Origin of the sequence: Roseobacter sp. HKCCD7870 (assembly GCF_037830315.1) — a bacterium.
Taxonomy (GTDB): Bacteria; Pseudomonadota; Alphaproteobacteria; order Rhodobacterales; family Rhodobacteraceae; genus M30B80.
The window spans coordinates 1,448,449-1,471,969 of record NZ_JBBLYO010000001.1 but is presented as its reverse complement, the minus strand read 5'-3'; the positions used below and the strand labels follow the sequence as shown (position 1 = coordinate 1,471,969).

Annotated in this window: 22 protein-coding genes, 2 tRNA genes and 1 pseudogene; 13 read left to right on the top strand and 12 right to left on the bottom strand. The window is 56.4% G+C overall.

Features of this window, described 5'->3' with window-relative positions; translation table 11 throughout:
- Positions 1-2: 2 nt before the first annotated feature.
- The gene (locus AAC637_RS07385) at positions 3-770 is read right to left on the bottom strand and encodes an SDR family oxidoreductase (RefSeq protein ID WP_340302954.1); all 768 of its coding nucleotides are present in this window, start codon (positions 768-770) and stop codon (positions 3-5) included.
- Positions 771-920: 150 nt separating this feature from the next.
- Here AAC637_RS07385 and AAC637_RS07380 point away from each other — a divergent pair, with 150 nt between their 5' ends.
- The 6 genes from AAC637_RS07380 (at position 921) to lpxK (ending at position 7,125) form a co-directional block, all read left to right on the top strand.
- On the top strand, positions 921-2,276 hold the full coding sequence (locus AAC637_RS07380; RefSeq protein ID WP_340302953.1) for a hypothetical protein: 1,356 nt from the start codon (positions 921-923) through the stop codon (positions 2,274-2,276).
- Positions 2,277-2,365: 89 nt separating this feature from the next.
- The gene (locus AAC637_RS07375; protein ID WP_340302952.1) at positions 2,366-3,730 is read left to right on the top strand and encodes a TldD/PmbA family protein; all 1,365 of its coding nucleotides are present in this window, start codon (positions 2,366-2,368) and stop codon (positions 3,728-3,730) included.
- Positions 3,717-4,529 (top strand): 3'(2'),5'-bisphosphate nucleotidase CysQ, encoded by an 813-nt coding sequence (locus AAC637_RS07370; protein ID WP_340302951.1) that lies wholly within the window; start codon positions 3,717-3,719, stop codon positions 4,527-4,529. Before AAC637_RS07375 ends, AAC637_RS07370 begins: the two co-directional genes overlap by 14 nt.
- A 56-nt stretch (positions 4,530-4,585) precedes the next feature.
- Entirely contained in the window at positions 4,586-4,822 is a 237-nt protein-coding gene (locus AAC637_RS07365; RefSeq protein ID WP_317656784.1) for a DUF4170 domain-containing protein, read from the top strand.
- A 13-nt stretch (positions 4,823-4,835) separates the two neighbouring features.
- Positions 4,836-6,146 (top strand): 3-deoxy-D-manno-octulosonic acid transferase, encoded by a 1,311-nt coding sequence (locus AAC637_RS07360; RefSeq protein ID WP_340302950.1) that lies wholly within the window; start codon positions 4,836-4,838, stop codon positions 6,144-6,146.
- Positions 6,133-7,125, top strand: a complete 993-nt coding sequence (gene lpxK, locus AAC637_RS07355; protein WP_340302949.1) for a tetraacyldisaccharide 4'-kinase — start codon at positions 6,133-6,135, stop codon at positions 7,123-7,125. Before AAC637_RS07360 ends, lpxK begins: the two co-directional genes overlap by 14 nt.
- Here lpxK and AAC637_RS07350 read toward each other — a convergent pair.
- From AAC637_RS07350 to AAC637_RS07340, 3 genes are read right to left on the bottom strand one after another with little or no spacing between them, the layout of a single operon-like run.
- Complete coding sequence (locus AAC637_RS07350; protein ID WP_340302948.1) at positions 7,097-8,242, bottom strand: CaiB/BaiF CoA transferase family protein; 1,146 nt, start codon at positions 8,240-8,242, stop codon at positions 7,097-7,099. The two genes, lpxK and AAC637_RS07350, sit on opposite strands and share 29 nt — an antisense overlap.
- Positions 8,239-8,862 carry a DsbA family protein gene (locus AAC637_RS07345; RefSeq protein ID WP_340302947.1) on the bottom strand — a complete coding sequence of 208 codons (624 nt, stop codon included), beginning with the start codon at positions 8,860-8,862 and terminating at the stop codon, positions 8,239-8,241. The genes AAC637_RS07350 and AAC637_RS07345 overlap by 4 nt, the downstream gene beginning before the upstream one ends.
- Positions 8,863-8,881: 19 nt before the next feature.
- Positions 8,882-9,412, bottom strand: coding sequence for a DUF721 domain-containing protein (locus AAC637_RS07340; RefSeq protein WP_340302946.1), 531 nt, complete (start codon positions 9,410-9,412; stop codon positions 8,882-8,884).
- A gap of 66 nt (positions 9,413-9,478) precedes the next feature.
- Here AAC637_RS07340 and mutY point away from each other — a divergent pair, with 66 nt between their 5' ends.
- Both mutY and AAC637_RS07330 read left to right on the top strand, forming a co-directional pair.
- The gene (gene mutY / locus AAC637_RS07335; RefSeq protein ID WP_340302945.1) at positions 9,479-10,579 is read left to right on the top strand and encodes an A/G-specific adenine glycosylase; all 1,101 of its coding nucleotides are present in this window, start codon (positions 9,479-9,481) and stop codon (positions 10,577-10,579) included.
- A 78-nt stretch (positions 10,580-10,657) separates the two neighbouring features.
- Positions 10,658-11,790 (top strand): annotated as a pseudogene (locus AAC637_RS07330) (alkane 1-monooxygenase).
- Between the two features lie 95 nt (positions 11,791-11,885).
- Here AAC637_RS07330 and AAC637_RS07325 read toward each other — a convergent pair.
- The 4 genes from AAC637_RS07325 to AAC637_RS07310 form a co-directional block, all read right to left on the bottom strand.
- Positions 11,886-12,992 carry a site-specific DNA-methyltransferase gene (locus tag AAC637_RS07325; RefSeq protein ID WP_340302944.1) on the bottom strand — a complete coding sequence of 369 codons (1,107 nt, stop codon included), beginning with the start codon at positions 12,990-12,992 and terminating at the stop codon, positions 11,886-11,888.
- Between the two features lie 100 nt (positions 12,993-13,092).
- Positions 13,093-13,725, bottom strand: a complete 633-nt coding sequence (locus AAC637_RS07320) for a ribonuclease HII (RefSeq protein ID WP_340302943.1) — start codon at positions 13,723-13,725, stop codon at positions 13,093-13,095.
- A gap of 10 nt (positions 13,726-13,735) precedes the next feature.
- Complete coding sequence (locus tag AAC637_RS07315; protein WP_340303175.1) at positions 13,736-14,977, bottom strand: Coenzyme F420 hydrogenase/dehydrogenase, beta subunit C-terminal domain; 1,242 nt, start codon at positions 14,975-14,977, stop codon at positions 13,736-13,738.
- 81 nt (positions 14,978-15,058) lie between these two features.
- A tRNA-Arg gene (locus tag AAC637_RS07310) sits at positions 15,059-15,135 on the bottom strand.
- A 160-nt stretch (positions 15,136-15,295) separates the two neighbouring features.
- Between AAC637_RS07310 and AAC637_RS07305 the strand changes: the two genes are divergently transcribed.
- Positions 15,296-16,285 (top strand): LacI family DNA-binding transcriptional regulator, encoded by a 990-nt coding sequence (locus AAC637_RS07305; RefSeq protein WP_340263039.1) that lies wholly within the window; start codon positions 15,296-15,298, stop codon positions 16,283-16,285.
- 6 nt (positions 16,286-16,291) lie between these two features.
- On the opposite strand, the gene AAC637_RS07300 is transcribed toward AAC637_RS07305, so the two are convergent.
- The gene (locus tag AAC637_RS07300; protein ID WP_340302942.1) at positions 16,292-17,704 is read right to left on the bottom strand and encodes an L-serine ammonia-lyase; all 1,413 of its coding nucleotides are present in this window, start codon (positions 17,702-17,704) and stop codon (positions 16,292-16,294) included.
- 384 nt (positions 17,705-18,088) lie between these two features.
- Positions 18,089-18,163, bottom strand: a tRNA-Lys gene (locus tag AAC637_RS07295).
- A gap of 254 nt (positions 18,164-18,417) precedes the next feature.
- On the opposite strand from AAC637_RS07295, the gene AAC637_RS07290 reads away from it, so the two are divergent.
- The gene (locus tag AAC637_RS07290; protein WP_340303174.1) at positions 18,418-19,077 is read left to right on the top strand and encodes a YggS family pyridoxal phosphate-dependent enzyme; all 660 of its coding nucleotides are present in this window, start codon (positions 18,418-18,420) and stop codon (positions 19,075-19,077) included.
- On the opposite strand, the gene AAC637_RS07285 is transcribed toward AAC637_RS07290, so the two are convergent.
- Together AAC637_RS07285 and ribA are read right to left on the bottom strand one after the other, a co-directional pair.
- Positions 19,068-19,535, bottom strand: coding sequence for a L,D-transpeptidase family protein (locus AAC637_RS07285; protein ID WP_340303173.1), 468 nt, complete (start codon positions 19,533-19,535; stop codon positions 19,068-19,070). The two genes, AAC637_RS07290 and AAC637_RS07285, sit on opposite strands and share 10 nt — an antisense overlap.
- A gap of 50 nt (positions 19,536-19,585) precedes the next feature.
- A complete protein-coding gene (gene ribA, locus AAC637_RS07280; protein WP_340302941.1) occupies positions 19,586-20,683 on the bottom strand; it encodes a GTP cyclohydrolase II in 1,098 nt (365 codons plus the stop codon).
- Between the two features lie 173 nt (positions 20,684-20,856).
- Here ribA and AAC637_RS07275 point away from each other — a divergent pair, with 173 nt between their 5' ends.
- From AAC637_RS07275 to AAC637_RS07265, 3 genes are all read left to right on the top strand, one after another.
- Positions 20,857-21,543 carry a response regulator transcription factor gene (locus AAC637_RS07275; RefSeq protein ID WP_340302940.1) on the top strand — a complete coding sequence of 229 codons (687 nt, stop codon included), beginning with the start codon at positions 20,857-20,859 and terminating at the stop codon, positions 21,541-21,543.
- A gap of 196 nt (positions 21,544-21,739) precedes the next feature.
- Positions 21,740-22,528, top strand: a complete 789-nt coding sequence (locus AAC637_RS07270) for an exodeoxyribonuclease III (RefSeq protein ID WP_340302939.1) — start codon at positions 21,740-21,742, stop codon at positions 22,526-22,528.
- 69 nt (positions 22,529-22,597) lie between these two features.
- Positions 22,598-23,500: a co-chaperone YbbN gene (locus AAC637_RS07265; protein WP_340302938.1), complete on the top strand. Its 903-nt coding sequence runs from the start codon at positions 22,598-22,600 to the stop codon at positions 23,498-23,500.
- Positions 23,501-23,521 lie beyond the last annotated feature (21 nt).

Here is a 23,521-nt window from a genome sequence, read left to right as displayed (position 1 = left end):
CCTCACACAAGCCCCAATTTGCTCCGCAAAGCGGGATCGCGCAGGCTGATATCTTGGCCCAGATGCCCATCCGCTTCGGATGTGGTCATCCACAAGAGCGCGCGCGCCACCCAATGCGGCGCGATATGGTCAGCCCAATCAATCTGCGACACGGGGTTCATCCCACTTGCCCGAATATCGCGTTGCATCTGCGTGGCGACAGTCCCCGGTGACAGCCCAAGCGCACGGATACCTGCATCACGATATTCCAAATCAAGGCTTTGTGTCAGCATCGCCACAGCCGCCTTTGACGCACAATAGGCACTCCACCCCTCATACGCATTTTTCGCAGCCCCTGACGAAATATTGATGACGGTGCCTACGCCCCGCGCTACCATATCGGGCAAACAGGCCTGTGTGGTTGCAAATAACCCTGTGACATTGACCCGCATCAGATTATCCCACGCCTGCAAATCTGCCTCCCCCATGCGGGCGATGGGCGCAATAAGCGCGCCATTGTTGATCAAGATATCAATGTGGCCAAGCTCGGCTTTGATCTCGTCAAAGAGCGGGGCAATCTTGCCTATCTCACTTAAATCACAGGGATAGCCCCGCGCCCCTTCACTGATTGAGTTTGCCACGTTTTTTAAATCTGCCCCTGAGCGCGCCAATAATGCAACTTTTGCGCCTGACTGCGCAAAGAGCGCGGCAGTTTCTGCCCCAATCCCACGGCTTGCGCCTGTGATTGCAACGGTTTTTCCCGATAGGTCGGTTTCAAAGAGATGAGACATGATCGCGGGGCTTTCTATTTCTTGGGCAGGCGGATAGGCGCTTGACCTTAAGCGCAGGGGGCGAAACATTGGGATATACTGTCGGTGTCGCCGTTGGGCCTGTGAATGTCAAAGATGAATTCAAAATATATTTGGCGTCCAGCTCTATCTATGGCTTTTGCCCTGTCCTCGCTGCCTGCCTTTGCACAAAGCCTCGCGCCCGTTGACATGGCGCTTGAGACGTTCCGCGAAATCGCCGCAGATGCAGGGCATGAGTTCCGCTTTGATGCGCCACAGGTAATCGGCACACAGGTGTTGGTAGAGAACCTGCAAATTATCGAAGCGGATGATCCGCATTCGACCGTAGATACAAGCATGAGAACGGCCCGCGCTTTTTTTGCCCTAAACGCGGAAGGTGATGTGGTGATCACACTGCCTGAGGCGATTGTGATCGCGCTGACCCCTCCAGACCGGCCCGCGCGGGATCTGGTGGTGGATCTGCCTGCATTGCCTGAGGTGACGGTGCAAAGTGCAAACGGCATAACGCTAACGTGGGATGCAGAAGCAGAAGAATTGGCCTTTCAGGCTTTGGGCAGCGTATTGATCCAAGCGGGTGAATTTGCCCTGCGCAGCACCACTTTTGAAGGACAATCTGTATTTTCGGAAACACCCATTGCGCATCGTTTTGGACTTGGCACAGTGCAAGGCGGAATCGGGGACGGGGCTTTGGCCCAATTCGCGCTTGAGGGGGCTACGCTTGCCCTTGACGGCTGGGGCGAGACAGCTTCACTTGGGTTTGAGGCGGCCAATGGACTGGTGGCCAGCAATCCGATTTCTGCTTTTGCAAAGCCGATTGGGTTGGATCAAGCAGGGCGGCTTGGCTTCGCGCTTGGGGCGGGTAATCTCAGCCACAGGGAAGCAGACGAAAGTTTTGGCGCCAGCCTCAGCACCGATAGCGTGCTTTTGGGGGCCGAATTTGGCGAAGAAATCCCCATTTTGTGGCGCATTGGGCCAAGCCGCTTGGCCGCTAATCTGCCATTATTGAACCGCGAGGGCGGGCCGTTTGCCATCACAGTGTCAGTGGCAGATGCCATGCCCGAACCCCCCGTTTGGGATTGGATAGATCGCGCAGGTCGTTTGCCCCGCGAAACTGGTGCGATTGATCTCGATCTTGCAGGTGATCTGGGGCCTGCCCCCGAAACGGGGATCCCTCTGCCTTTGTCGTTGGCGCGGCTGCAAATCAACAGGGCCACCCTCACGGGTGCAGGCCTTGATTTCCGTGCGACAGGTGGGTTTGATCTGACATCTGGCGCAGGGCCATCGCGGGTGGATATCAGCGCGCGCGGGCTTTTCACCTTTCTGGAGGCGATGACCCAGTCAGGCCATCTTGATCCAAGCCAATTTGCGATGATCGCAGGCGCAATTGATCTTTTCGCCACCCGAACCGAAGGCCAAGATCAGCTTGAAAGCGCAATTGATCTGACCCAAGAGGGTAAGATCATGATTGGCGGAATGCCTTTGCAATAAAGGTTAAGGGTTCTTGCGCTGCGTCCTTGCAGCGCTTAGGTCACGCATAGCCCCTGACGGGCTGTTTTGGCCAGAAAGGATGCTTTGCGATGACAGACAGCCCTTCGAACACAGCGGCGCTGCGGGATCTGGCGGAACAGATTTTGGACATTGCCAAATCTGCGGGTGCGGATGCGGCAGATGCGATGGTGGTGCAAGGGGTCTCGCAAACAGTGAGCTTGCGCAATGGCGCGTTAGAGCAGGCAGAACGATCCGAGGGCACGGAAATGGGCCTTCGTGTCATGGTGGGCCAACGGCAGGCTTGTGTTTCGGCAGCAGATTTACGCCGAGACACGCTGCGTGACATGGCCGCGCGCGCGGTGACTATGGCGCGGCTTGCCCCCGAAGACTCAACCGTTGGCTTGGCCGATCCCGCGCAACTCAGCTCAATGCGCGATGCATCAGGTCTTGAGTTAAGCGATGACGGCGCGGCACCTCTGCCCGCCGAGATGGAGGATGAAGCCCGCCGCGCCGAGGCTGCGGCCCGTGCCATTGCCAAAGTGACCCAAATTCAGTCCTCAAATGCAGGCTACAGCCACCGCACGATCTTTCTTGCGGGCAGCAATGGGTTTGCAGGCGGCTACGTCCGCAGTGATTATGGCCTCTCCTGCGTGGCGATTTCAGGCGAAGGAACAGGCATGGAGCGGGATTACTACGGGGATGGCCGTATTTTCCGCAGTGATCTGATTAGCCCCGAAGAAATAGGGCGCGAAGCTGGGATGCGTGCGGCAGCGCGCGCAGGGGCGCGAAAGCCAAAAACAGGGAAATATCCGGTTTTCTTTGATGAACGTGTCTCCTCAACCCTCATCGGTCATATCTTGGCCGCGATCAATGGCACCGCGATTGCACGCGGGTCGAGTTGGTTGCGCGATGCATTGGGTGAGGCGGTTTTGCCTGTCGGGTTTGATCTGCTGGAAGACCCTTTGCGCAAGCGTGCAGGCGGCTCGCGCCCCTTTGACGCCGAAGGTTTGGCGACACAAAAGCGCGCCTTCATACAAGATGGCAAGCTGGCCTCATGGGTGCTTGATCTGGCGACTGCGCGAAAATTGGGTCTGGAAAGCACCGCCAATGCCGCGCGCGGGCTCACTAGCCCGCCTTCGCCAAGCGTTGGGAATCTCGCCTTGGTCGGGCCAGAGGTCGAACGTGAGACGCTGTTGCGTGAGATGGGAACGGGGCTATTGGTGACATCCTTGATCGGCAGTTCCATCAACCCAACCACAGGCGATTATTCGCGTGGCGCGTCAGGGTTTTGGGTTGAAAACGGCGAAATCACCTATGCGGTCAATGAATGCACCATTGCAGGAAATTTGCGCGACATGCTTGGCACGATCCGTGCAGCAAATGATGCGCGCCCGCATCTGTCGCGGGTTATCCCCTCGCTTCTGGTAGAGGAGATGACGCTTGCAGGGGCCTGAGCGGCAAGATCGCGATGATCTGACACTATTGATAGAAGCGGCCCGTGCCGCAGGCGAGATTGCCCTGCGCTATTGGCAAAATGACCCCAAGGCGTGGGAAAAATCCGAAGGGGCAGGCCCCGTCACAGAAGCGGATTTGGAAATCGACAAGATGTTGGCGCGCGATCTTCAGGCCGCGCGTCCCAGTTACGGGTGGTTGTCTGAAGAAAGCCAAGATGACCCTGCCCGTCTGGCCGCGGAGCGGGGTTTCATCGTTGATCCCATCGATGGCACCCGCGCCTTTATGGATGGCTCTGGTGATTTCTCGCATGCATTGGCCGTTGTGGAAGATGGGCTCGTGCGTGCGGCGGTGGTCTATCTGCCTGCTGTCGGCAGGCTTTACGCCGCTGCGCGCGATTGGGGGGCGCTGTGCAATGAGACACCCTTGCGCATTTCAGGTCATGGTGAAGAAGCGGGCGCGCGCATTCTGACCACCAAGGTCAATTTTGAACCGCGCTATTGGCCACATGGCGCGCCACCTGTGAGCCGCCATTTTCGATCCTCTCTCGCCTATCGTTTGGCCCTTGTGGGCGAAGGGCGCTATGATGGAATGCTGACCTTTCGCCCAACTTGGGAATGGGACAGCGCCGCAGGCAGTCTTATTGCCGCCGAGGCAGGTGCCAAGGTCTGCGACCGGGAGGGGCAGGCTTTGCGCTTTAACCGCCCCGACCCGCGAAGTGCGGGCGTTTTTGCAGGATCACGCGCCTTGGTGGATAAATTCATGGCGCGGCTTTCGGGTCAAACTGGCTTGACCGCCTGAGCCAAAACCTTAGGGTGCGCGCAGGTTTTCAAGGCTTCTTGTTAAGGAAATAATCTATGGCACAGCGTCTGCATTTGGTGTTTGGGGGCGAATTGGTCGACCCGGCCCGCACGGAGTTTCGCGATGTGAACGATATTCATATCGTGGGTATTTTCCCTGATTATGACAGCGCCTATAACGCATGGAAATCTGAAGCGCAGCGCACAGTAGACAATGCGCATATGCGCTACTTCATCGCCCATTTGCATCGCCTGCGCGATGAAGAGCAGGCCAATTCCGCGCAAAGCGAGTAAGGGATTGCATCGGATGCGTTCACGCTCCTTGCTGCTTTGGCTTTATCTTCTGTTTTCGCGTCATGCCACGGGTTTGGCGGAACGGATTTTGACGGGCCGTTTGGCGCGCGGCAAAGAGGACGCGGCGCGTATCAATGAGCGGCGCGGTATTGCCAGTCAAGCGCGACCCGATGGGCCATTGATCTGGTTTCATGCGGCCTCTGTCGGCGAGGCGCTTTCCCTTCTTGAGCTGATCCGCCGCATCCGTGAAGAGCGCGAAGACCTCACGATTCTGGTTACGACAGGCACCGTGACATCTGCGGCCGTAATGGGGCGGCGTTTGCCTGCTGATGTAATCCATCAATTCGTGCCTTTGGATATTATAGGTTTTGTTCAATCTTTTCTGAACCATTGGCAGCCAGACCTCGCCATCTGGACAGAGTCCGAATTGTGGCCTGCCATGATCGTTGAGACGCATCTGCAAGGATGCCCGATGATGTTGCTCAATGCGCGCATCTCGCAAGGGTCAGCGCGCAATTGGCGGTGGTTGGGCGGAATGGCCCGCGCGCTGCTGTCGCGCTTTGATTTGGTGCAAGCGCAAGATGATCTGACCGCCTCTCGATTGCGGGGGTTGGGCTTGTTGCCATCTCGCATCGAAGTGACAGGCACCCTCAAGGAAGGTGCGGCGGCGCTTCCCCATGATGAGGCGCAGCGCCAAGATCTCTCGCAGCGCCTTGGCACCCGCCCCGCATGGGTGGCGGCTTCCACCCATGCGGGCGAAGAGGACTTGGTCTTGGCCGCGCATCGGGCCGTGTTGCGGTCAAACCCGCGGGCCATTCTGTTGCTCGTGCCACGCCATCCTGAGCGCGGCGCAGATATTGCGAAACTCTTAGAAAGCGATGGCTGGACATTTGCGCAGCGCAGCACAGGCGCTCTGCCTGATCGCGACACCCAAGTGTATCTTGCCGATAGTTTGGGCGAGTTGGGCCTTTGGTATCGGCTTGCCCCGATTTCCTTTTTGGGTGGCTCTTTGGTTGATATCGGGGGGCATAATCCATTTGAACCTGCGGCCCTTGGGTCCGCCATTCTCTATGGGCCATATGTTAGCAATTTCACCGATATTTATGATCGCTTGCAGGTGGTCAATGCCGCGCGGCAGGTGCGCGATTCCGAAAGCCTCGCCCGTGCAGTGGATGAGTTGATGAACCCAGTACGGGCAGCCGCTATGGCCAATGCCGCATGGGAAGTATCCTCAACAGGGGCTGCGGTGACGGATCGTGCCCTCAATGCTATCCTAGAGCGGTTGGAACAACGCGAAGCGGATCAGCGCAATGCAAGCACCTAGATTTTGGTATCGCGCGCAGCCTAATGCAGTGGCCTATGCCTTGCGCCCACTGAGCGCGCTTTATGCGGCAGGCACGGCGCGCAAATTGGCAACAGGCGCTTGGGCGAAACTTGGCGTGCCTGTGGTCTGTGTTGGCAATTTGACCGCAGGCGGAACTGGGAAAACGCCCACAGTGATTGCCATTTGGGAAATCCTAGCAGGGCTTGGCGCCACCCCCCACATACTCAGCCGTGGGTATGGTGGAACACTCACCCAAACAACACGCGTAGACCCGACCCGTCACAGTGCAGCTGACTGTGGTGATGAACCCTTGCTTTTGTCAGCTTTTGCGCCTGTATGGGTGGGCCAAGATCGTCTGCAAAGTGCCAAATCGGCCATTGCGGCGGGGGCCGATATTTTGATCCTTGATGACGGGTTTCAAAATGCAAGTCTGGCTTATGATCTGTCCTTGATTGTGGTGGATGCCGCGCGTGGATTTGGCAATGGTCTGGTCATCCCCGCAGGCCCGCTGCGTGAGCCGATTGCAACAGGCCTCGCGCGTGCAGATTTTGTTCTATCCATTGGTGAGGCAGATCAGCAGGCGGCGTTTTCAATGCGCCATCCAGACCTTCCTTGCCCCCATCTTACGGGCCATCTGGCGCCGTTAAATATGGGGATGTCCTTCCAAGATATGCCCGTTTTGGCCTTTGCAGGGATCGGTCATCCTGAAAAGTTCTTTGCCACATTGCGCAAAATGGGTGCGCGTATATTGCGGGCTGAGGCCCTCAGCGACCACCAACCTTTAAGCGATGCCTTGATGGCGCGGATTTTGCGCGAAGCACAAAGCCTTGGGGCGCAGCCTGTCACAACCGAAAAAGATGCGGTGCGCCTGCCTGATGCGCTGCGGCGTGAGGTGTTGACGGTGCCCGTGCGCCTGCGACTAGACCAAGACCACGCTTTGCGGGATCGCCTTAGCGGGATTTTTTCGAAAAGCCTGTGATGCCATCATCCTCGCCCAATTTCGGCGCGGGACGTTCAAGCGCCAAATCAGCCCCCGAAAAATGAAAAGGCGGCCGCGTGCTTGGCACGCCCTCAAGATCAAGGCGAAACCTGCGCGCCACGGCCTGCGGATCGGCGAAGGTTTCTGCAAGTGAATTGATCGGCCCCGCAGGCACAGATTTCACTTCGCACGCCTCTAATAGGGCAGATTTGCTGAGGCTGCGCGTCTTAGGTTCAAGCGCGGCGTTTAGGCTGTCGCGGTTCTTCACACGATCTGCATTGGTGCGATATCGCGGATCCTGTCCCAACTCCGCACAGTCCAAAATCTCGCATAGTTTTTGGAATTGCCCATCATTGCCAACCGCGATGATGATCCAGCCATCCGCGCATGGAAAGGTTTGATAAGGCGCGAGATTGGGATGGGCATTGCCCATACGATTGGGGGCTTGCCCCGTTGCCAAATAATTCATTGCCTGATTGGCCATCATCGCGGTCGCGGCATCAAAAAGCGCCATATCAATATGCTGCCCTTGGCCTGCGCGCGCGCGCATGTGCAACGCAGCCAAAATGGCGTTTGAGGCATAAAGACCAGTGACAATATCCGTGACGGCAACGCCAACCTTTTGGGGATGATCCTCGGGGTCGCCTGTAACAGACATCAGCCCAGACATGCCTTGGATGATGTAATCATAGCCCGCGCGATGCGCATATGGCCCATTTTGGCCGAACCCCGTGATCGAGCAATAAATCAATGCAGGGTTTTCGCGGGCCAGACTTGGGTAATCGAGGCCAAATTTGGCCAAGCCACCAAGTTTGAAATTCTCAATCAAAACATCCGCTTCGCGCGCCAAAGCAATCACGCGGTCGCGGTCTTTGGCAAATTTAAAGTCCGCGATGATGGATTTTTTGCCGCGATTGGTTCCATGAAAATAAGCCGCGCTTTCATCCCCCTCACGAGAGATAAAGGGCGGGCCCCAATGGCGCGTGTCATCACCATCGGGGCTTTCGACCTTGATCACTTCGGCGCCCAAATCTGCCAAAACCTGCCCCGCCCATGGCCCCGCCAAAATGCGGGCAAGCTCTAGAACTTTGACACCTGCAAGGGGGGTTTTGTTCATTGGTTGCGGGCAAGCGCGTCTTCGATCCGCGACGCGATGTCCTCATAGGCCATATTGCCATACAGCGTGCCGTCAATGACCAAGGCGGGGGTGCCCTCAATCGGATATTCTACGCGATTGGCTTCGTAATTATCGATCATGGCCTGCGCGGTTTCGGCATCCTGCATGCAGGCGTCCAATTCTGCATCCGTCAAACCCGCAGAAAGACCTATGCGCCGCAGATTGCCCGCGATGGTCGCAGCATCACCTTGGATCCATTCCCGCTGCGTGCGGTAAACAATATCGGCCACGCCAAAATAGCGCATTTCGCCTGCGCAACGCGCCACCATGGCCGCCCACAAACCTGGGCGGTCAAAGTAAACTTCACGATAAACCAATCGCACTTTGCCTGTTTCAATGTAATCGCGCTTTAGCTGAGGCAAAACTTGTAGGTGAAAAGTGGCGCAATGCGGACAGGTGAATGAGGCATATTCGATCAACTCGACAGGCGCATTCGGATCACCAAGAGCAAAATCCACAATCTCAGGGGCGGCGCTTGCGTCTTGAGCCATGCCAAATCTGGGAAGGGCGGATACAAAAGCCGCTGCGGATGCTGCGATCAAGGCCTGTCTGCGATCCATAATATTCTCTCTCTGTAAATTAGGATGTCTGTTTTCTTATGACGCGCTGCGCCAGACGTTCAAGAGCATCGCGCAACCCCTCATCGTTGATGTGCGCTGCTGCGGCCTTGGCCTTGGCGTTCACGATTTCTATTGCCTCTTGGGGCAATTCTGGCCGGGGGCGTGGTGCGATGAAGTCACGCGCAAGGCTCTGTCCCGCCGTTTGGGTCAAGGATATTTTGGACACAGCATTATAACCATAAGCCGCGTTTACCTTTGTTCTGATATCTTCTTTGCGCATCTCAAGAATTTGGGCATGCGCCCCGCTCGTCAAAAGCACTAAGGTGGCCCCAAACCCATCACGCCCATGCGAAAGTTTTACAGGGCGCGCGATATCTGCAATCTCAGGCCCCATGATCTCCCGCCACTGGGTGATCAGCCGTGCCTCAGCGAAACCACGCCGTTCTGCGGGGCTTTTTATTTGCGCCATAACAAGCTTGGCCGCGGGTTCAAACCCACGGTTACGGCGGCTTGCCTCTTTGGGCGGGATATGATCGCTTGCTTTTCTCATCTGCGGGTCAATTTAGGGGGTATGAGACAGATTGACCAATCAAAACCGAAGACAGGGTGATAAAGCTTGCGTGACGAGATTGAAATAACGGATGACCTCTCGCGTGACTTGTTGGCGTGGTATGATGACCATGCGCGCGATATGCCGTGGCGGGTCGGGCCCGCGGCGCGCAAATCAGGGCAGCGTCCAAACCCATACCATGTGTGGTTGTCTGAGGTGATGCTACAGCAAACAACCGTGGCAGCTGTGCGTGACTACTTTACCAAGTTCATCTCTCTCTGGCCTCGGATTGAGGATCTTGCAGCAGCGGAAGATGCGGATGTCATGGCGGCTTGGGCGGGGCTTGGCTATTATGCAAGGGCGCGCAACCTGCTCAAATGCGCGCGCGTGGTTAATGATCAACACGCGGGGATATTCCCGACAACCGAAGAGGCGCTTTTGACGCTTCCCGGAATTGGTCCTTACACCGCCGCTGCGATCGCGGCGATTGCCTTTGACCGCCGCGCAGTCGTCATGGATGGCAATGTAGAGCGTGTCATGGCGCGCCTCTTCGCAGTGGAAACCCCGCTGCCCCGTGCAAAGCCTGAGTTGAAGGCCCATGCCGCCACCCTCACCCCTGCACAGCGGACGGGGGATTACGCGCAAGCCGTCATGGATTTGGGTGCCACGATTTGCACACCACGCAGCCCCGCCTGTGGCATTTGCCCGATCATGACTCAATGCGCCGCCCACAAAGCGGGCATTGCGGCGGAATTGCCGCGAAAGGAGCCAAAACAGCCCAAACCAACGCGGGTTGGTCATATTTACTTGGCTTTTCGGCCCGATGGTTCGGTTTTGGTCGAGCAACGCCCCGAAACGGGTCTTTTGGGGGGGATGCTTGGCTTTGTCACCAGCCCTTGGGCGGGGGTAGATGATCCCGCGGCGCCGATCGTGGAGGCGCTTGCGCCTCCCATTGAGGGCGAATGGCACGACACGGGCCAAGAGGTGCGCCATACCTTTACCCATTTCCATCTGCGCCTGCGCGTGCATCTGTGCCATGCCTCTGAAAACGCGAGCCCGCAGCAAGGTTATTTCCTGCCCCGCGCCAAGTTCCGCGTTGCGGACATGCCAACAGTGATGCGCAAAGCGTTTGACCTTTGCCGCATCGACACACGGCCTTCACCCTGAGCCTAATTATATATTTTCATATATAATATTTCGCCCTATCTACGTTTAGGATGACAGCATGAGCTGTGAGGTAGAGGGATGTTCAGGTCAAATTATTTGGCATCGCTTCGTGATGTAGCCCCGTTTTGGGTCTCGCTTATGCTCATCCCTCTTTTGGTCGCAGTCAGCCAATGGGGCGGGTGGAGCATCCTTTTGGTGCTTGCGGCCACATGGTGGCTGTTTCCGCTGTTGGATCAAGTATTCGGCCGCGATCCAACCAACCCTGATGAGGCCGCGCGTCTCAACTCGCTGTTTTGGTATCGCGCAATCACCTTGATCTGGGCACCGTTACAATTCGGATTGGTCTTTGGGTTGATTGCATATCTCGCCACCAATCCTGCACATCTGACGCTTACCGAGCAATTCGGGTTGGCGGCCTCTTTGGGTGTTGTCACGGGAATGATTGGCATCAATTACAGCCATGAATTGATGCACCGCCCCACGCGGTTGGAACGTGGCTTGGCCGATATCCTACGGGCGATGACGCTTTATTCGCATTTCAAAACCGAACATCTTTTGGTGCATCATATCCATGTGGCCACCCGCGTGACCCTGCTTCTGTGCGATATAATGAGGGGTTTCACCGCTTTTTCCCCCGCGTTTTGATCCAGTCGTTCAAATCTGCATGGCGGGCCGAAGCGCAGCGCCTCGAAAAGCGCAGGCTTGCACTATGGCATAAAAGCAATCCGTTCTGGCGTTACGGGGGATTGCAGGCAGGCATGATGGGATTGGCCTATGCCATTGGCGGGAAATGGGGCCTTGCTTTCTTCGCTGTGCAGGCCTTTGTTGCGGTGTTCCATTTGGAAATCACAAATTACATCGAACATTACGGCCTCACGCGGGCCTACAAAGGCGCGGGGAAATATGAACATGTCAAACCCCGCCATTCGTGGAATGCGGATCATCGGGCCACGAATTGGTTGCTGATCAACTTGCAGCGTCACTCAGACCATCATTATCGTCCAGATCGGGCCTATCCGCTGTTACAAACCTATGATCACGATGCCGCGCCGCAACTGCCTTATGGCTATCCTGTAATGGGGATTTTGGCCCTCTGCCTGCCTTTGTGGCGGCGGGTTATGAACCCCAAGGTGCGCGCTTGGCGCAAGCAACATTATCCGCAAGTCAAGGATTGGACGCCCTATTCGAAAGGGCTGCTTCAAACGGAATAAAAAACCCCCGCCCGATGGGCGAGGGTAAGGTGCGTGCCCCCGAGGCAAAAGCCACAGGCACGGGCGGTATATCGAAAGCTGTCTTGGAGGTGGCGTTACTCGCCCAACTCGGAACGCAATTGTTGACGAAGGTGATCAATCGGCACGGTTTTCCCGTCACGGCGGAAATGCCAATATGTCCACCCGTTGCACGAAGGTGCGCCTTCAAGTTTCGCCCCCACTTGGTGGATCGACCCTTTGGTGTCCAAAGCGACAAGCGTGCCATCGGCGCGAATTTTTGCACGATGGCGGCCATTACCGCTGTGCAATTCCTCACCAGGCCGCAGCAAGCCCCGCTCGACCAATTGACCGAAGGGAATACGCGGTTCCGATCTTTTGCTGAGGCTGGTTTCAAGCGCATCACTGTCAAAACGGCGCGTGTTGGCGATACGCTTTTCGGCGATTTCGCGATACTCTTCCTCACGCTCGATGCCGATGAAATCGCGCCCCAATTTTTTTGCAACGGCGCCCGTTGTCCCAGTGCCAAAGAAAGGATCAAGAACCACATCGCCTGGATTTGTTGAGGCAATCAAAATGCGGTGCAGCAGCGATTCAGGCTTTTGCGTTGGATGTGCCTTTTCGCCCCGCGCGTTCTTCAAACGCTCACCGCCATTACAAATCGGCAAAAGCCAATCAGAGCGCATTTGAATCCCCTCATTTAGAGATTTGAGCGCCTCATAATTGAACGTGTATTTCGCAGTTTCAGATTTCGAAGCCCAGATCATCGTCTCATGGGCGTTTGTCAAACGCTTGCCGCGGAAATTGGGCATCGGATTGGATTTGCGCCAAACAACATCATTCAGCAACCAATAGCCTTGGTTTTGCAGTTCGGCCCCCACGCGGAAAATGTTGTGATACGAGCCAATCACCCAAATCGCGCCATTAGGCTTGAGGATACGGCGCGCCGCAGCGAGCCAGTTTTGCGTGAATTCGTCATAGGCACGGAAGCTATCGAATTGATCCCAATGATCATCCACCGCATCTACAAGCGAATTGTCGGGGCGATGCAAATCACCCTTGAGCTGAAGATTGTAAGGCGGGTCGGCGAAAATCAGATCGACCGAACCTTCAGGAAGGCTGTTCATCACATCAATGCAATCACTAGCCAATATCTGGTTAAGCGGCAGGGCATGCGCCCCCGCGGGATTGGTTTTCGTCTTCATTACTGCCTCTGACTTTTAATCGTCACGGCGCCATTTTTTGACGCTCATCTTGAGGCCTAAGATGAGTCGAAACTGATTCGCCGTCAATTTATTTTTTGAATCAACGACTTATAAGATGACGTTGATACAAGATATTGTGGACGGGCTTGAATGAACGTCTATGGTGCGGGGTCACCCCAATATCTTGAAGGGCTTGAAGATGGGCTTTTGAGGGGTAGCCTGCGTTTTTCTCCCAGCCGTAGCCCGCAAACTGTTGCGATAATGTCACCATCAGCCGATCCCGTGTTACCTTGGCTATGATAGAGGCCGCCGAAATCGAAACGGAACGGGCATCACCTTTGATGATTGCGGTGGCAGGGCAGGGCAAATCAGGGGGAATGGCATTGCCGTCAATCAGCGCATGATCTGGACAGCGGGAGAGACCGAGCACCGCACGGCGCATGGCCAAAAAAGTGGCGTTGCGAATATTCAGCTCATCAATCTCGGCAACGCTTGCCTCTGCGATACTGACCTCGGCCCGCGCGGCGATCTCATCGAACAGCGCCTCGCGCCGCTTTTGGCTGAGGGTTTTGGAATCATGCAAACCTTCGGGAATATCGCTTGGGTTTAGGATAACGGCTGCGGCCATAACAGGCCCCGCCAACGGGCCGCGCCCCACCTCATCCACGCCCGCGACAAGGCCGCCGATCTGCGTCTCAAAACTGAAATCTGGCGCGAGATTGGGTTTGGTCATAGCTGCGAGATTACGGATTACCATCCTCGCGCGCAATCTCGGATGGATTGGGCACCAACCCATAGCGCGCAGCGAGGCTCCAGACATGGGCGGGAACCATATTCTTCATCTTGGCAGGATGACTGCGGCGCAAATGTAAAATGGTTTCAATCGCCTTCATCTCGACCCGCGCGCGGGCAAATTCCAAGCCACGCGGCCCAAGACGGGGCTGCAGATAGGCCATCAATGGTCGCAGCCAGTTGGGCATCCTCCGCAGGGGCAAACCGCCCGCCGCGCGCTCCGTATTGGCCAAAAAGCCTTTGACCGCGCTTGTACGATCCCCCTTATCGGTCAAGGGCGACAGGCAGAGCCGATCTTTGATGCCATCAAGCATCTCTGCGCCACGGGCATTGCGCACCAAGATCCACTGCGCCCCATCGCCGCCCATATAGCCCACCGTGATATCGGCCAAGCGGTTCGTGTAATCGACACAGGTCTTGCAGGTCATCGGAAAGAAATCCGCAGGCAATTGCGAGATTGGCAATTTCAAAAAAGGCACGAAACGGGGCGGGCGCCCATCTGAAAAGCGCAGCTCGACTGAGTAATCCGCGCGAAACTCAAGATAACTGATGCTATTTGGCTTGGCATCAAGCAGTGCAAGGAAATCATGAAATCGCGCGGTTGTGGTGTTGTCCGAACAGGGCGTGCCGATGACATAAAGCCGCTCGAACCCATACTCGGCCTCAAGCGCACGCAGGGCATAGGTCTGACAGGGGATGCCGATAAAGGCCAAGCGCGTGATCCCGCGCGCCTTTGCGAGTTCTAACAAGGCCACGCTTGGGGCAAAACCCATGCGCATCCCGCGGCAGGCGGATAAGTCGTCTGGTTCGGTGACCAACACAGGCACAGGGCGCCACTGATCGTCTGGGTCAGGCGCCACTGTGATGACCGCCTCAATCGCCCCCGCCCGTAATAAGGTTTCCGCGAGCGCCGTGGTAATGCCCGTCCACTGCGCGCCTTCGGCCACAGGGGTCAGCCTTGCGCGATACATCGCTTCGGTCACACCAAAAAACGCTTCTTCATGACGCGCAGGATCACTGATACGCCCATGAATGCGGGCTTCGGCGTGCGGATAATCTGGGGCGATAAACTGACAGGCCCGCCCGCAGGCGCGATCATCAGACATGCGACTGACCCCGCAATCGGTGCAAAGCCCCGCACGCGGCCCTTTACCAAGTTTAGGCGCGAGTGTTCCCCGCTGCGCATCCAACATGATCTTGGTCAACTTTCCTTTGGTCCAAGATCAATGATCAGGCGCGACAGCCAGACTGTCAATCAAAATAGACAAATTGCATGGTGACCCCGACAGGACTCGAACCTGTAACCTATCCCTTAGGAGGGGATTGCTCTATCCAGTTGAGCCACGGGGCCATGTCTGCTTTTTTGCTGGAATTTGCTATGGCGCGCAAGTCGATCCAAAAAACCGAACGCTTGGCAAATAGGGATGGTTCGGCGTATCAATAGGAACCAGACGACCGAAGACAGGATACCAGACGTGCGCGGACGCAATCCCTTTGATGGCAAACCCCAGATGACTTTGCGCGATGTGGCTGAGGCAGCGGGGGTTTCGGAAATGACCGTCAGCCGCGTCTTGCGCAATCGGGGGGATGTTTCTGAGCGCACGCGCAGCAAGGTTTTTGAAGCTGCCCGCGCCTTGGGATATGTGCCCAATAAAATCGCGGGCGCTTTGGCATCGAACCGCGTCAATCTGGTTGGCGTGGTGATCCCATCTCTATCCAACATGGTCTTCCCTGATGTCCTTACAGGCATTGGTGAGGGTCTGCATGAAACGGATTTGCAGCCCGTTGTTGGCACCTCAAATTATGATTTAGGGCAGGAAGAAAAAGTCATTTTCGAAATGCTGTCATGGCGGCCCTCTGGTCTGATCGTAGCGGGGTTGGAACATACAGATGCCGCGCGGAAGATGATGGAGAATGCGGGGATTCCTGTTGTCGAGGTGATGGACATTGACGGCCCAAGTGTGGCGGCCCGCGTAGGCATCTCACATGTGGCGGCAGGTCGCGCCATGGCCGAAGAAATCCTTGCCCGTGGCTATCGCAAAATTGGGTATCTGGGTTCTAGCTCTTTGCGCGATTTTCGGTCGCAAAAGCGGCAGCAGGGCTTTGAGGATGCGCTGAAGGAGGCGGGTCTCTCCTTGGCGGATAAGATTTTTTATGCAGGCCCCTCGGGTTTTGGCACAGGCCGCGCGATGACCGAAGATTTGCTAAGCCGCAGCCCTGATCTTGATTTCCTCTATTATAATACGGATATGAACGCGGCGGGCGGCCTGCTTTATCTGTTGGAAAAGGGGTATGATATTCCCAATCAAATTGGCATTGCGGGGTTCAATTCCTTTGCCATTTTGGACGGGCTGCCCTTGCGCATCGCCACCATGGACAGCCGCCGCGCAGATATTGGACGTGAGGCGGCCAAAATCATTGCAGGGCGCGCGCTTTCGGGGGCCGATATCGGATTGTCGCCAGAATTCTTGGCGGGTGACACCGTGCGTCAGCGTGGCTGACCCGCCTCAGCATTCAGGCAGATTGACGGCCAAGCCCCCAAGCGAAGTTTCTTTATATTTCAGGTTCATATCATGGCCCGTTTGCCGCATGGCTTCGATACAATTATCAAGCGGCATGAAATGGGTGCCATCGCCCCGCAGCGCCAATGAAGCGGCCGATACAGCCTTGATCGCACCGAGGCCGTTGCGTTCGATGCAGGGCACCTGAACCAATCCTGCTACGGGGTCACAGGTCATGCCTAAGTGATGTTCAAGCGCGATTTCAGCAGCGTTTTCAATCTGTTCGTTGGTGCCGCCAAGTGCCGCGCAAAGCCCCGCTGCGGCCATGGCTGCGGCTGATCCGACCTCGCCCTGACAGCCAACTTCGGCCCCAGAGATCGAGGCATTATGCTTGATCAACCCGCCAATTGCCGCCGCGACCATCAAGAAATCCAACCCGCCCTTTGCGGTCGCGCCGATGCAATGGGTTAGATAATAATGCAAAACTGCTGGAACCACGCCTGCCGCCCCATTGGTGGGGGCGGTAACCACTCGGCCCCCTGCCGCGTTTTCTTCGTTCACGGCCATTGCATAGACCGAAAGCCAATCGTTGATTGTATGGGGTTGGGTGATGTTGCGCCCCGCCTCGGCCTGTAACTGATCATGGATCGCCTTTGCCCGGCGCTTGACCCGCAAACCGCCGGGCAATTCACCCTCCATCCGCAAGCCGCGCTCAATGCAGGACAGCATCGCATCTCGGATTGCCTCAAGGCGCTTTTGCACCTCGGCGCGCGGCGCGCCGTGGCATTCATTCTCCCATTTCATCTGCGCAATAGATTTTTGCGCCTTTGACCCCATAATCAACATTTCTTCAGCTGTGCCAAAGGGATAGGGGTATCCTGCATCCGCCTTTTGGGCGGCGAGTGAATTCTTGCGGGCGGCTTTGGCCGCTTGTAATTCTTTCGCGGTCATTACGAAACCACCACCGATGGAGTAAAAGACTTCCTCCATATAGAGCGCCCCGTTGGCGTCATAAGCGCGGAGGATCATACCATTGGCATGCCCCACTAGGGCGGGGCCATAGTCAAAGATGATATCTTCCTCTGGGTTGAGGCGCAGTTGCGGCAGCCCGTCAGGGGTAACATGCCCTGCTGATTTGATCGCTGCAATGGCGCTATCCGCCTGGTCTGGGTCAAGTTTATCGGGGCGAAACCCAGCAAGGCCCAAAATTACAGCGCGGTCAGTGGCGTGACCTTTGCCAGTAAAGGCAAGCGATCCGTGCAAATGACATGACAAGGCCGCCACCTCACCGGCGCCGGGCTCTCGAGTGCCATGGCGCAGGCGGTCGAGAAATTGCGCGGCGGCATTCATTGGCCCAATCGTATGGGAGGAGGAGGGGCCAATCCCAATTTTGAAAATATCAAAAACTGACAGAAACATAATGCAATTGCCCCGATCTGCGCTGCGCCTTGGGTCAAGATATGCGATTTTTTCTGATTTCTATGGTGATAAATCCGACTCGTTTCTCACGCTGCGCGACCAATCGCTAAGGAGTGTGATCAGAAATCATGCCCTGCCCGCTCATAGCGCTGCGATGGGGACGTAAGCCTATGAGCGCATCCGCTTTGTCAGAGGCCCAGCCTCTAGCAAGGCAGTGGGCTGCACCTACGGTTTTTGTTTGGAGGCATCAACCTTAAACGGATTGAGAGTGACCAGGCGGGAAATACGCCGGCCAATACACCAATTTTCGTGAGATAAACCGCCCACATTAATGTGGCTGACTGTCTGAGTTGGGGGTAACAGATACGCGTCATATCTTGCTATTGGTGAGCCCGGGAGGATTCGAACCTCCGACCAATTGATTAAAAGTCAACTGCTCTACCACTGAGCTACGGGCCCGCCTGAGGCCCGCGTAATATAAACGAGACTGCCCCCCGTCAAGCCAAAAACCTGAATAATTGTCATTATAATAATTAGCCTACAATTTCGATGCTATTGCGCGGGCGGTTTTGTTCAAATTGGTGTATACTGCGCCTACTGCAATACAGCAGATTTCGGTCTGACATTCAGCTTCTAATCCTCACGAATTATCTGCTAGGGAAAGAGCGGGCTTTGGCCCGCTCTTTTTTCATTTGGTGACGGGTGAGGGTAAAATGGCGCTTGGGGATATTCAGGCAGATGTTGCGCGAATTTTGACCGAAGCGGGGCGCGCGCCTGATGCGGCAAAACTAATCGCTGTCTCAAAAGTCCAGCCAAACGCACGGGTTGAGGCGGTGTTGCAAGCGGGCCATCGCAGTTTTGGTGAAAACCGCGTGCAAGAAGCGCAGGGCAAATGGCCCGATTTCAAAGCCCAATTTGAGGGGGTGGATTTGCACCTGATTGGCCCATTGCAAAGTAACAAGGTGCGCCCCGCGATGGAGCTGTTTGACGCGATCCACACAGTCGACCGCGAAAAACTGGCGCGCCGCATAGCCGATATGGCCCAAGAATTGGGCCGCTGTCCCGATCTGTTCATTCAGGTCAACACAGGTGCCGAGCCGCAAAAGGCGGGCATCCTACCTGCCGATGCAGATGCCTTTATCCAAACTGCGCGCGCGATGGATTTGCCGCTGAAAGGTTTGATGAGCATCCCGCCCGTGGACGAGGAGCCAAGCCTGCATTTCGCCCTTTTGGGCAAGATTGCTGCGCGCAACGGGCTTTCGGAATTGTCGATGGGAATGAGCGCAGATTATGAAACAGCGTTGCGGTTAGGGGCCACGCATATTCGTGTGGGCTCTGCCATATTCGGCGCGCGTGTCGCCCCTCACGGATAGCTTTTCGCGTCCCGCGTGATCAAACGTGTTTCGTAGGAAATGCGCGCAGTGATCCATCGCAAATCTGCACGGGAGAACGCAACACATCCTTCGGTCGGATAGCCCGCGCGCCGCCATTGGTGGATGAAAATCGCAGAGCCACGCCCGCGTTCCGCATAGGGCCAGTTCCAATCGGTGATCAGCACCAAATCATAAAGCGGGTCTGCGCGCCGCAGTTTCTCGTGGCTGTGCGCGTAGGGCGCACGCACCAGGAGATTATAGTCTTCATCGCGCGGATCATCTGACCACAGATCACGCGGCCCAATTTTGAGGGCCCAATCACAAGGGCGCGCCATGCGGTCTGCGCGATAGAGGCAGCCAACGATGCGGTGAATGCCGACTGGGGTGGCCCCATCGCCCTCGCGCTTGCTGCGGCTCATCCCGCCGCGCCCGATGCTGCAGGGAAAGCGCCGTCCCATAAACTGCGCACCCTGATGGGTGATCACAAGGTCTTCGGGGCGGGGCAGGGTCACAGCAAATGTCCTGATTTCGCGGCCTTGGTCGCCAAGTAATGCGCGTTATGCGCGTTTTGGCCGACATGGAGCGCCACGCGTTCTGTGACCTCTATGCCTGATTGGCGCATCATCTCAACTTTTCGAGGGTTGTTGGTCATCAGGCGCACCGAGGCAAAACCCAATTTTTGCAGCAATTCTGCCCCAAGGCGAAAATCGCGCTCATCATCTTCGAACCCAAGACGATGATTGGCTTCGACTGTGTCGAACCCTTGATCCTGAAGGCTATAGGCGCGCATTTTATTGGCCAGACCAATCCCGCGCCCCTCTTGATTGAGGTAGAGAAGGATACCCGCGCCGTCTTGGCCCATTTGTGCCAATGCCGCGTGAAGTTGGGGGCCGCAGTCACATTTGAGACTGCCCAATACATCGCCCGTAAAGCAGGCAGAGTGCAGACGCGCCAAAACGGGTTTGTCCCGATCTGGGCGACCAATTTCTATGGCGTAATGCTCGGCGCTGCCATCATCGGGGCGAAACACATGAAGGCGCCCCGCCTCAGAGGCAACCATCGGCAGACGCGCGGCAGCTACAGCGTGAAAGGGTTGGCTTTCTGCCAATTGTGACCGCGCCACCGAGAATGGCAGAACGGTCAGCCCATGTTCCCGCGCAATCGCCACGGCGTCATCCCGAAACACGCAAAGCATCGCGGGCAAAAGCTGTGCCGACTTGGCGAAATGAATGGCGGTGCGCGCATCATCAGCCGAGCCGTGTTCCGGCCCTTGAAGGCTTTGGAACGGGCCTTTCATCGGGCGATCCAAATCATCTTTCGGGTCGGCCAGTGCCTTTAGGATGCGGCTGCCTGCATCTTTGGGCAATGCGATACGCGCGATATCGCTCTCATAAAGTGGCAGATTCAAGGTGCGCGCCCGCCAATCGGACAGCACGATAAAGGGCGCGCCAAGCGCGCGGAAATCTTCTACCCGATCCGTGCTTGCTGTCTCTGAGGCCAATGCGATCAACCCCTTTGCGCCATCGCTGAACACCACAGGCAAGCCTGCGCGCAAATCAGCGCGGGCGCGGGCGGCGATTTCATTGGCGGTTGGCGCAAGGCTCATCTTGTCCGTCCTGATCTTATGGTCTGGGCATTAGCTTTAGCCCCGATTGTCAGAATTTGAAACAATTGGCCACAGAACAACACAGAGCCGTGAGGATATTTTTCAAACCCTTTTCAAATAGGGTACATCACACCCATGTGAGACGGGCATAATTTTGCCTTTGGAGGGCTGACATGGCGAACCTGAAAAAAATCCTACTTGTCGATGATGACGAAGATATCCGCGAGGCGTTGTCAGAACAGCTCGTGATGACTGAGGATTTCGATGTGTTCGAGGCGGGCACGGGCGCGCAAGCGATGGAAAAGGCCAAGCAGGAAATTTACGATCTGGTGATTTTGGATGTGGGCCTGCCCGATACGGATGGCCGCGATTTGTGCCGCTTGATGCGCAAGCAAGGGATCAAATGCCCGATCATCATGCTCACAGGCCATGACAGCGATGCTGATACGATCTTGGGCCTCGATGCGGGCGCAAATGATTATGTCACCAAGCCGTTCAAGTTTTCGGTGTTGCAAGCGCGCATTCGCGCGCAACTGCGCCAACACGAACAATCTGAAGATGCGATTTTCCAACTTGGGCCATATACCTTTAAGCCCGCGATGAAATTGCTTGAGACGGAAGATAAAAAGAAAATCCGCCTCACGGAAAAAGAAACGAATATCCTGAAATTCCTCTATCGCGCACAAGAGGGGGTCGTGGCCCGTGATGTGCTGCTACACGAGGTTTGGGGGTATAATGCGGGGGTCACCACGCATACGTTGGAAACCCATATCTACCGCTTGCGTCAAAAGATCGAACCCGATCCCAGCAATGTGCAGCTTTTGGTCACCGAAGGCGGCGGTTACCGATTGGTTGTCTAACTTGGCATCAGATTTGCACTTGTGATGTCGCATGGGGAACCTTGCGGGATTGCCCAAGCCCCCGCGCGCCCCCCGTGGTTTCTCCCTGTTGGACTGGCCCCTGCATAAGCGGGAGCCTTTTTCAGTTTCCTTCGCATTGCACCATGCCCCTCAAGCCCTTAGGAGGGGCACAGGTTTCATCAAAGGGCATGGCAAAATGGCGTTTACACTTGCAACATGGAACATCAACTCGGTGCGATTGCGCGAAGAATTGGTGCTGAAACTGCTGCGTGAAGAAGCGCCAGATGTTTTGTGCTTGCAAGAATGCAAAAGCCCTGTTGAAAAAATCCCCACCGAAGGCTTTGCGGCGCTGGGCTACACCCACATGGTCGCGCGTGGTCAGAAAGGGTATAATGGCGTGGCGATCCTGTCCAAGCTGCCGCTTGAAGAGGCGGGCGCGCGGGACTGGGCTGGGCTTGGTCATGCCCGCCATGTGGCGGCGCGCCTCCCCAATGGGGTGGTCATCCATAATTTCTACATTCCCGCAGGGGGCGATATTGCCGATCGGGAGGTCAACGAAAAATTTGGCCAAAAGCTCGATTTTCTGACGGAGATGCGCGATGCGTTTCGTGCGGATGCCCCCCACAAATCTATCCTTGTGGGCGATTTGAATATTGCGCCGCGTGAAGACGATGTTTGGAGCCACAAACAGCTGTTAAAGGTGGTCAGTCACACGCCGATCGAGGTGGATCATCTGGCCCAAGTGCAAGAGGCGGGGAATTGGGTGGATGTCACCCGCAAGGATATACCCGAAGGATTGCTCTATAGTTGGTGGTCGTATCGCGCTCGTGATTGGGACGAGGCGGATAAAGGCCGCCGTTTGGATCACATCTGGGCAACCGCAGATATTGCCAATGCTGCGCATTCAAGCCGTATCCTGCGCGCCGCTCGCGGGTGGGAGCAGCCATCGGATCACGCCCCTGTTTTTGCGACAATTGATCTCTGACCCCTTGGAGAATGGGCCCGAAGCGCGCATATAGAGGGCGCGCAGATCTCATCAGTGACGGAGAAATAAATGTTGGAATTTGGTCAAGCACAGCCCGCAGGCGCGGATGCCATCAAAGATGTCACCGATCAGACCTTTATGGCCGATGTCGTTGAGGCCAGCCGCGAGGTTCCTGTCATCGTAGATTTCTGGGCGCCATGGTGCGGCCCTTGCAAGACGCTTGGGCCACAGCTTGAGGCGGCGGTGCAGGCCAAAAAGGGCGCGGTGCGCATGGCCAAGGTCAATGTTGATGAGAATCAGATGATCGCGGGCCAATTGCAGGTGCAGTCTATTCCTACCGTTTACGCGTTTTGGCAGGGCCAACCCGTGGACGGGTTTCAAGGGGCGCTTTCGCAAGGGGATGTGCAGCGCTTCGTTGAAAAAATCGCCGCCCTCGCAGGCGATGGTGGCTTGGGCGAGGCGCTTGAGGCTGCTGAAGAAATGCTTGCCCAAGGGGCCGTTGCCGATGCGGCGCAGACCTTTGCGGCGATTTTGGGCGAAGAACCCGAAAATGCAGCCGCCATGGGTGGCTTGGCGCGCGCTCATATCGCGATGGGCGATTTGGACACGGCGGAGGCCTTGCTGAATAACGCCGCCCCCGCAATCGCCGCCGCGCCCGAGATTGAGGCCGCACGCGCGCAGATCGCCTTAGCGCGCCAAGCCGATGAGGCAGGGCCCTTGGCCGAGTTGCAATCCGCCGTGGCGGCCAACCCTGATGATCTGCAAGCGCGGTTCGATTATGCAAAGGCGCTCTATGCGGCAGGGCAGGCGGAGGCGGCGATTGAAGAATTGCTTGATCTCTTCCGCCGTGATCGCGAATGGAATGACGGCGCTGCCAAGGCGCAGCTCTTTACAATCTTCGATGCGCTTAAGCCCACGGATCCTTTGGTGCAAAAGGGCCGCAGAAGATTGTCATCGATGATATTTGCCTGATCGCATTTGGCCGCTATTTCA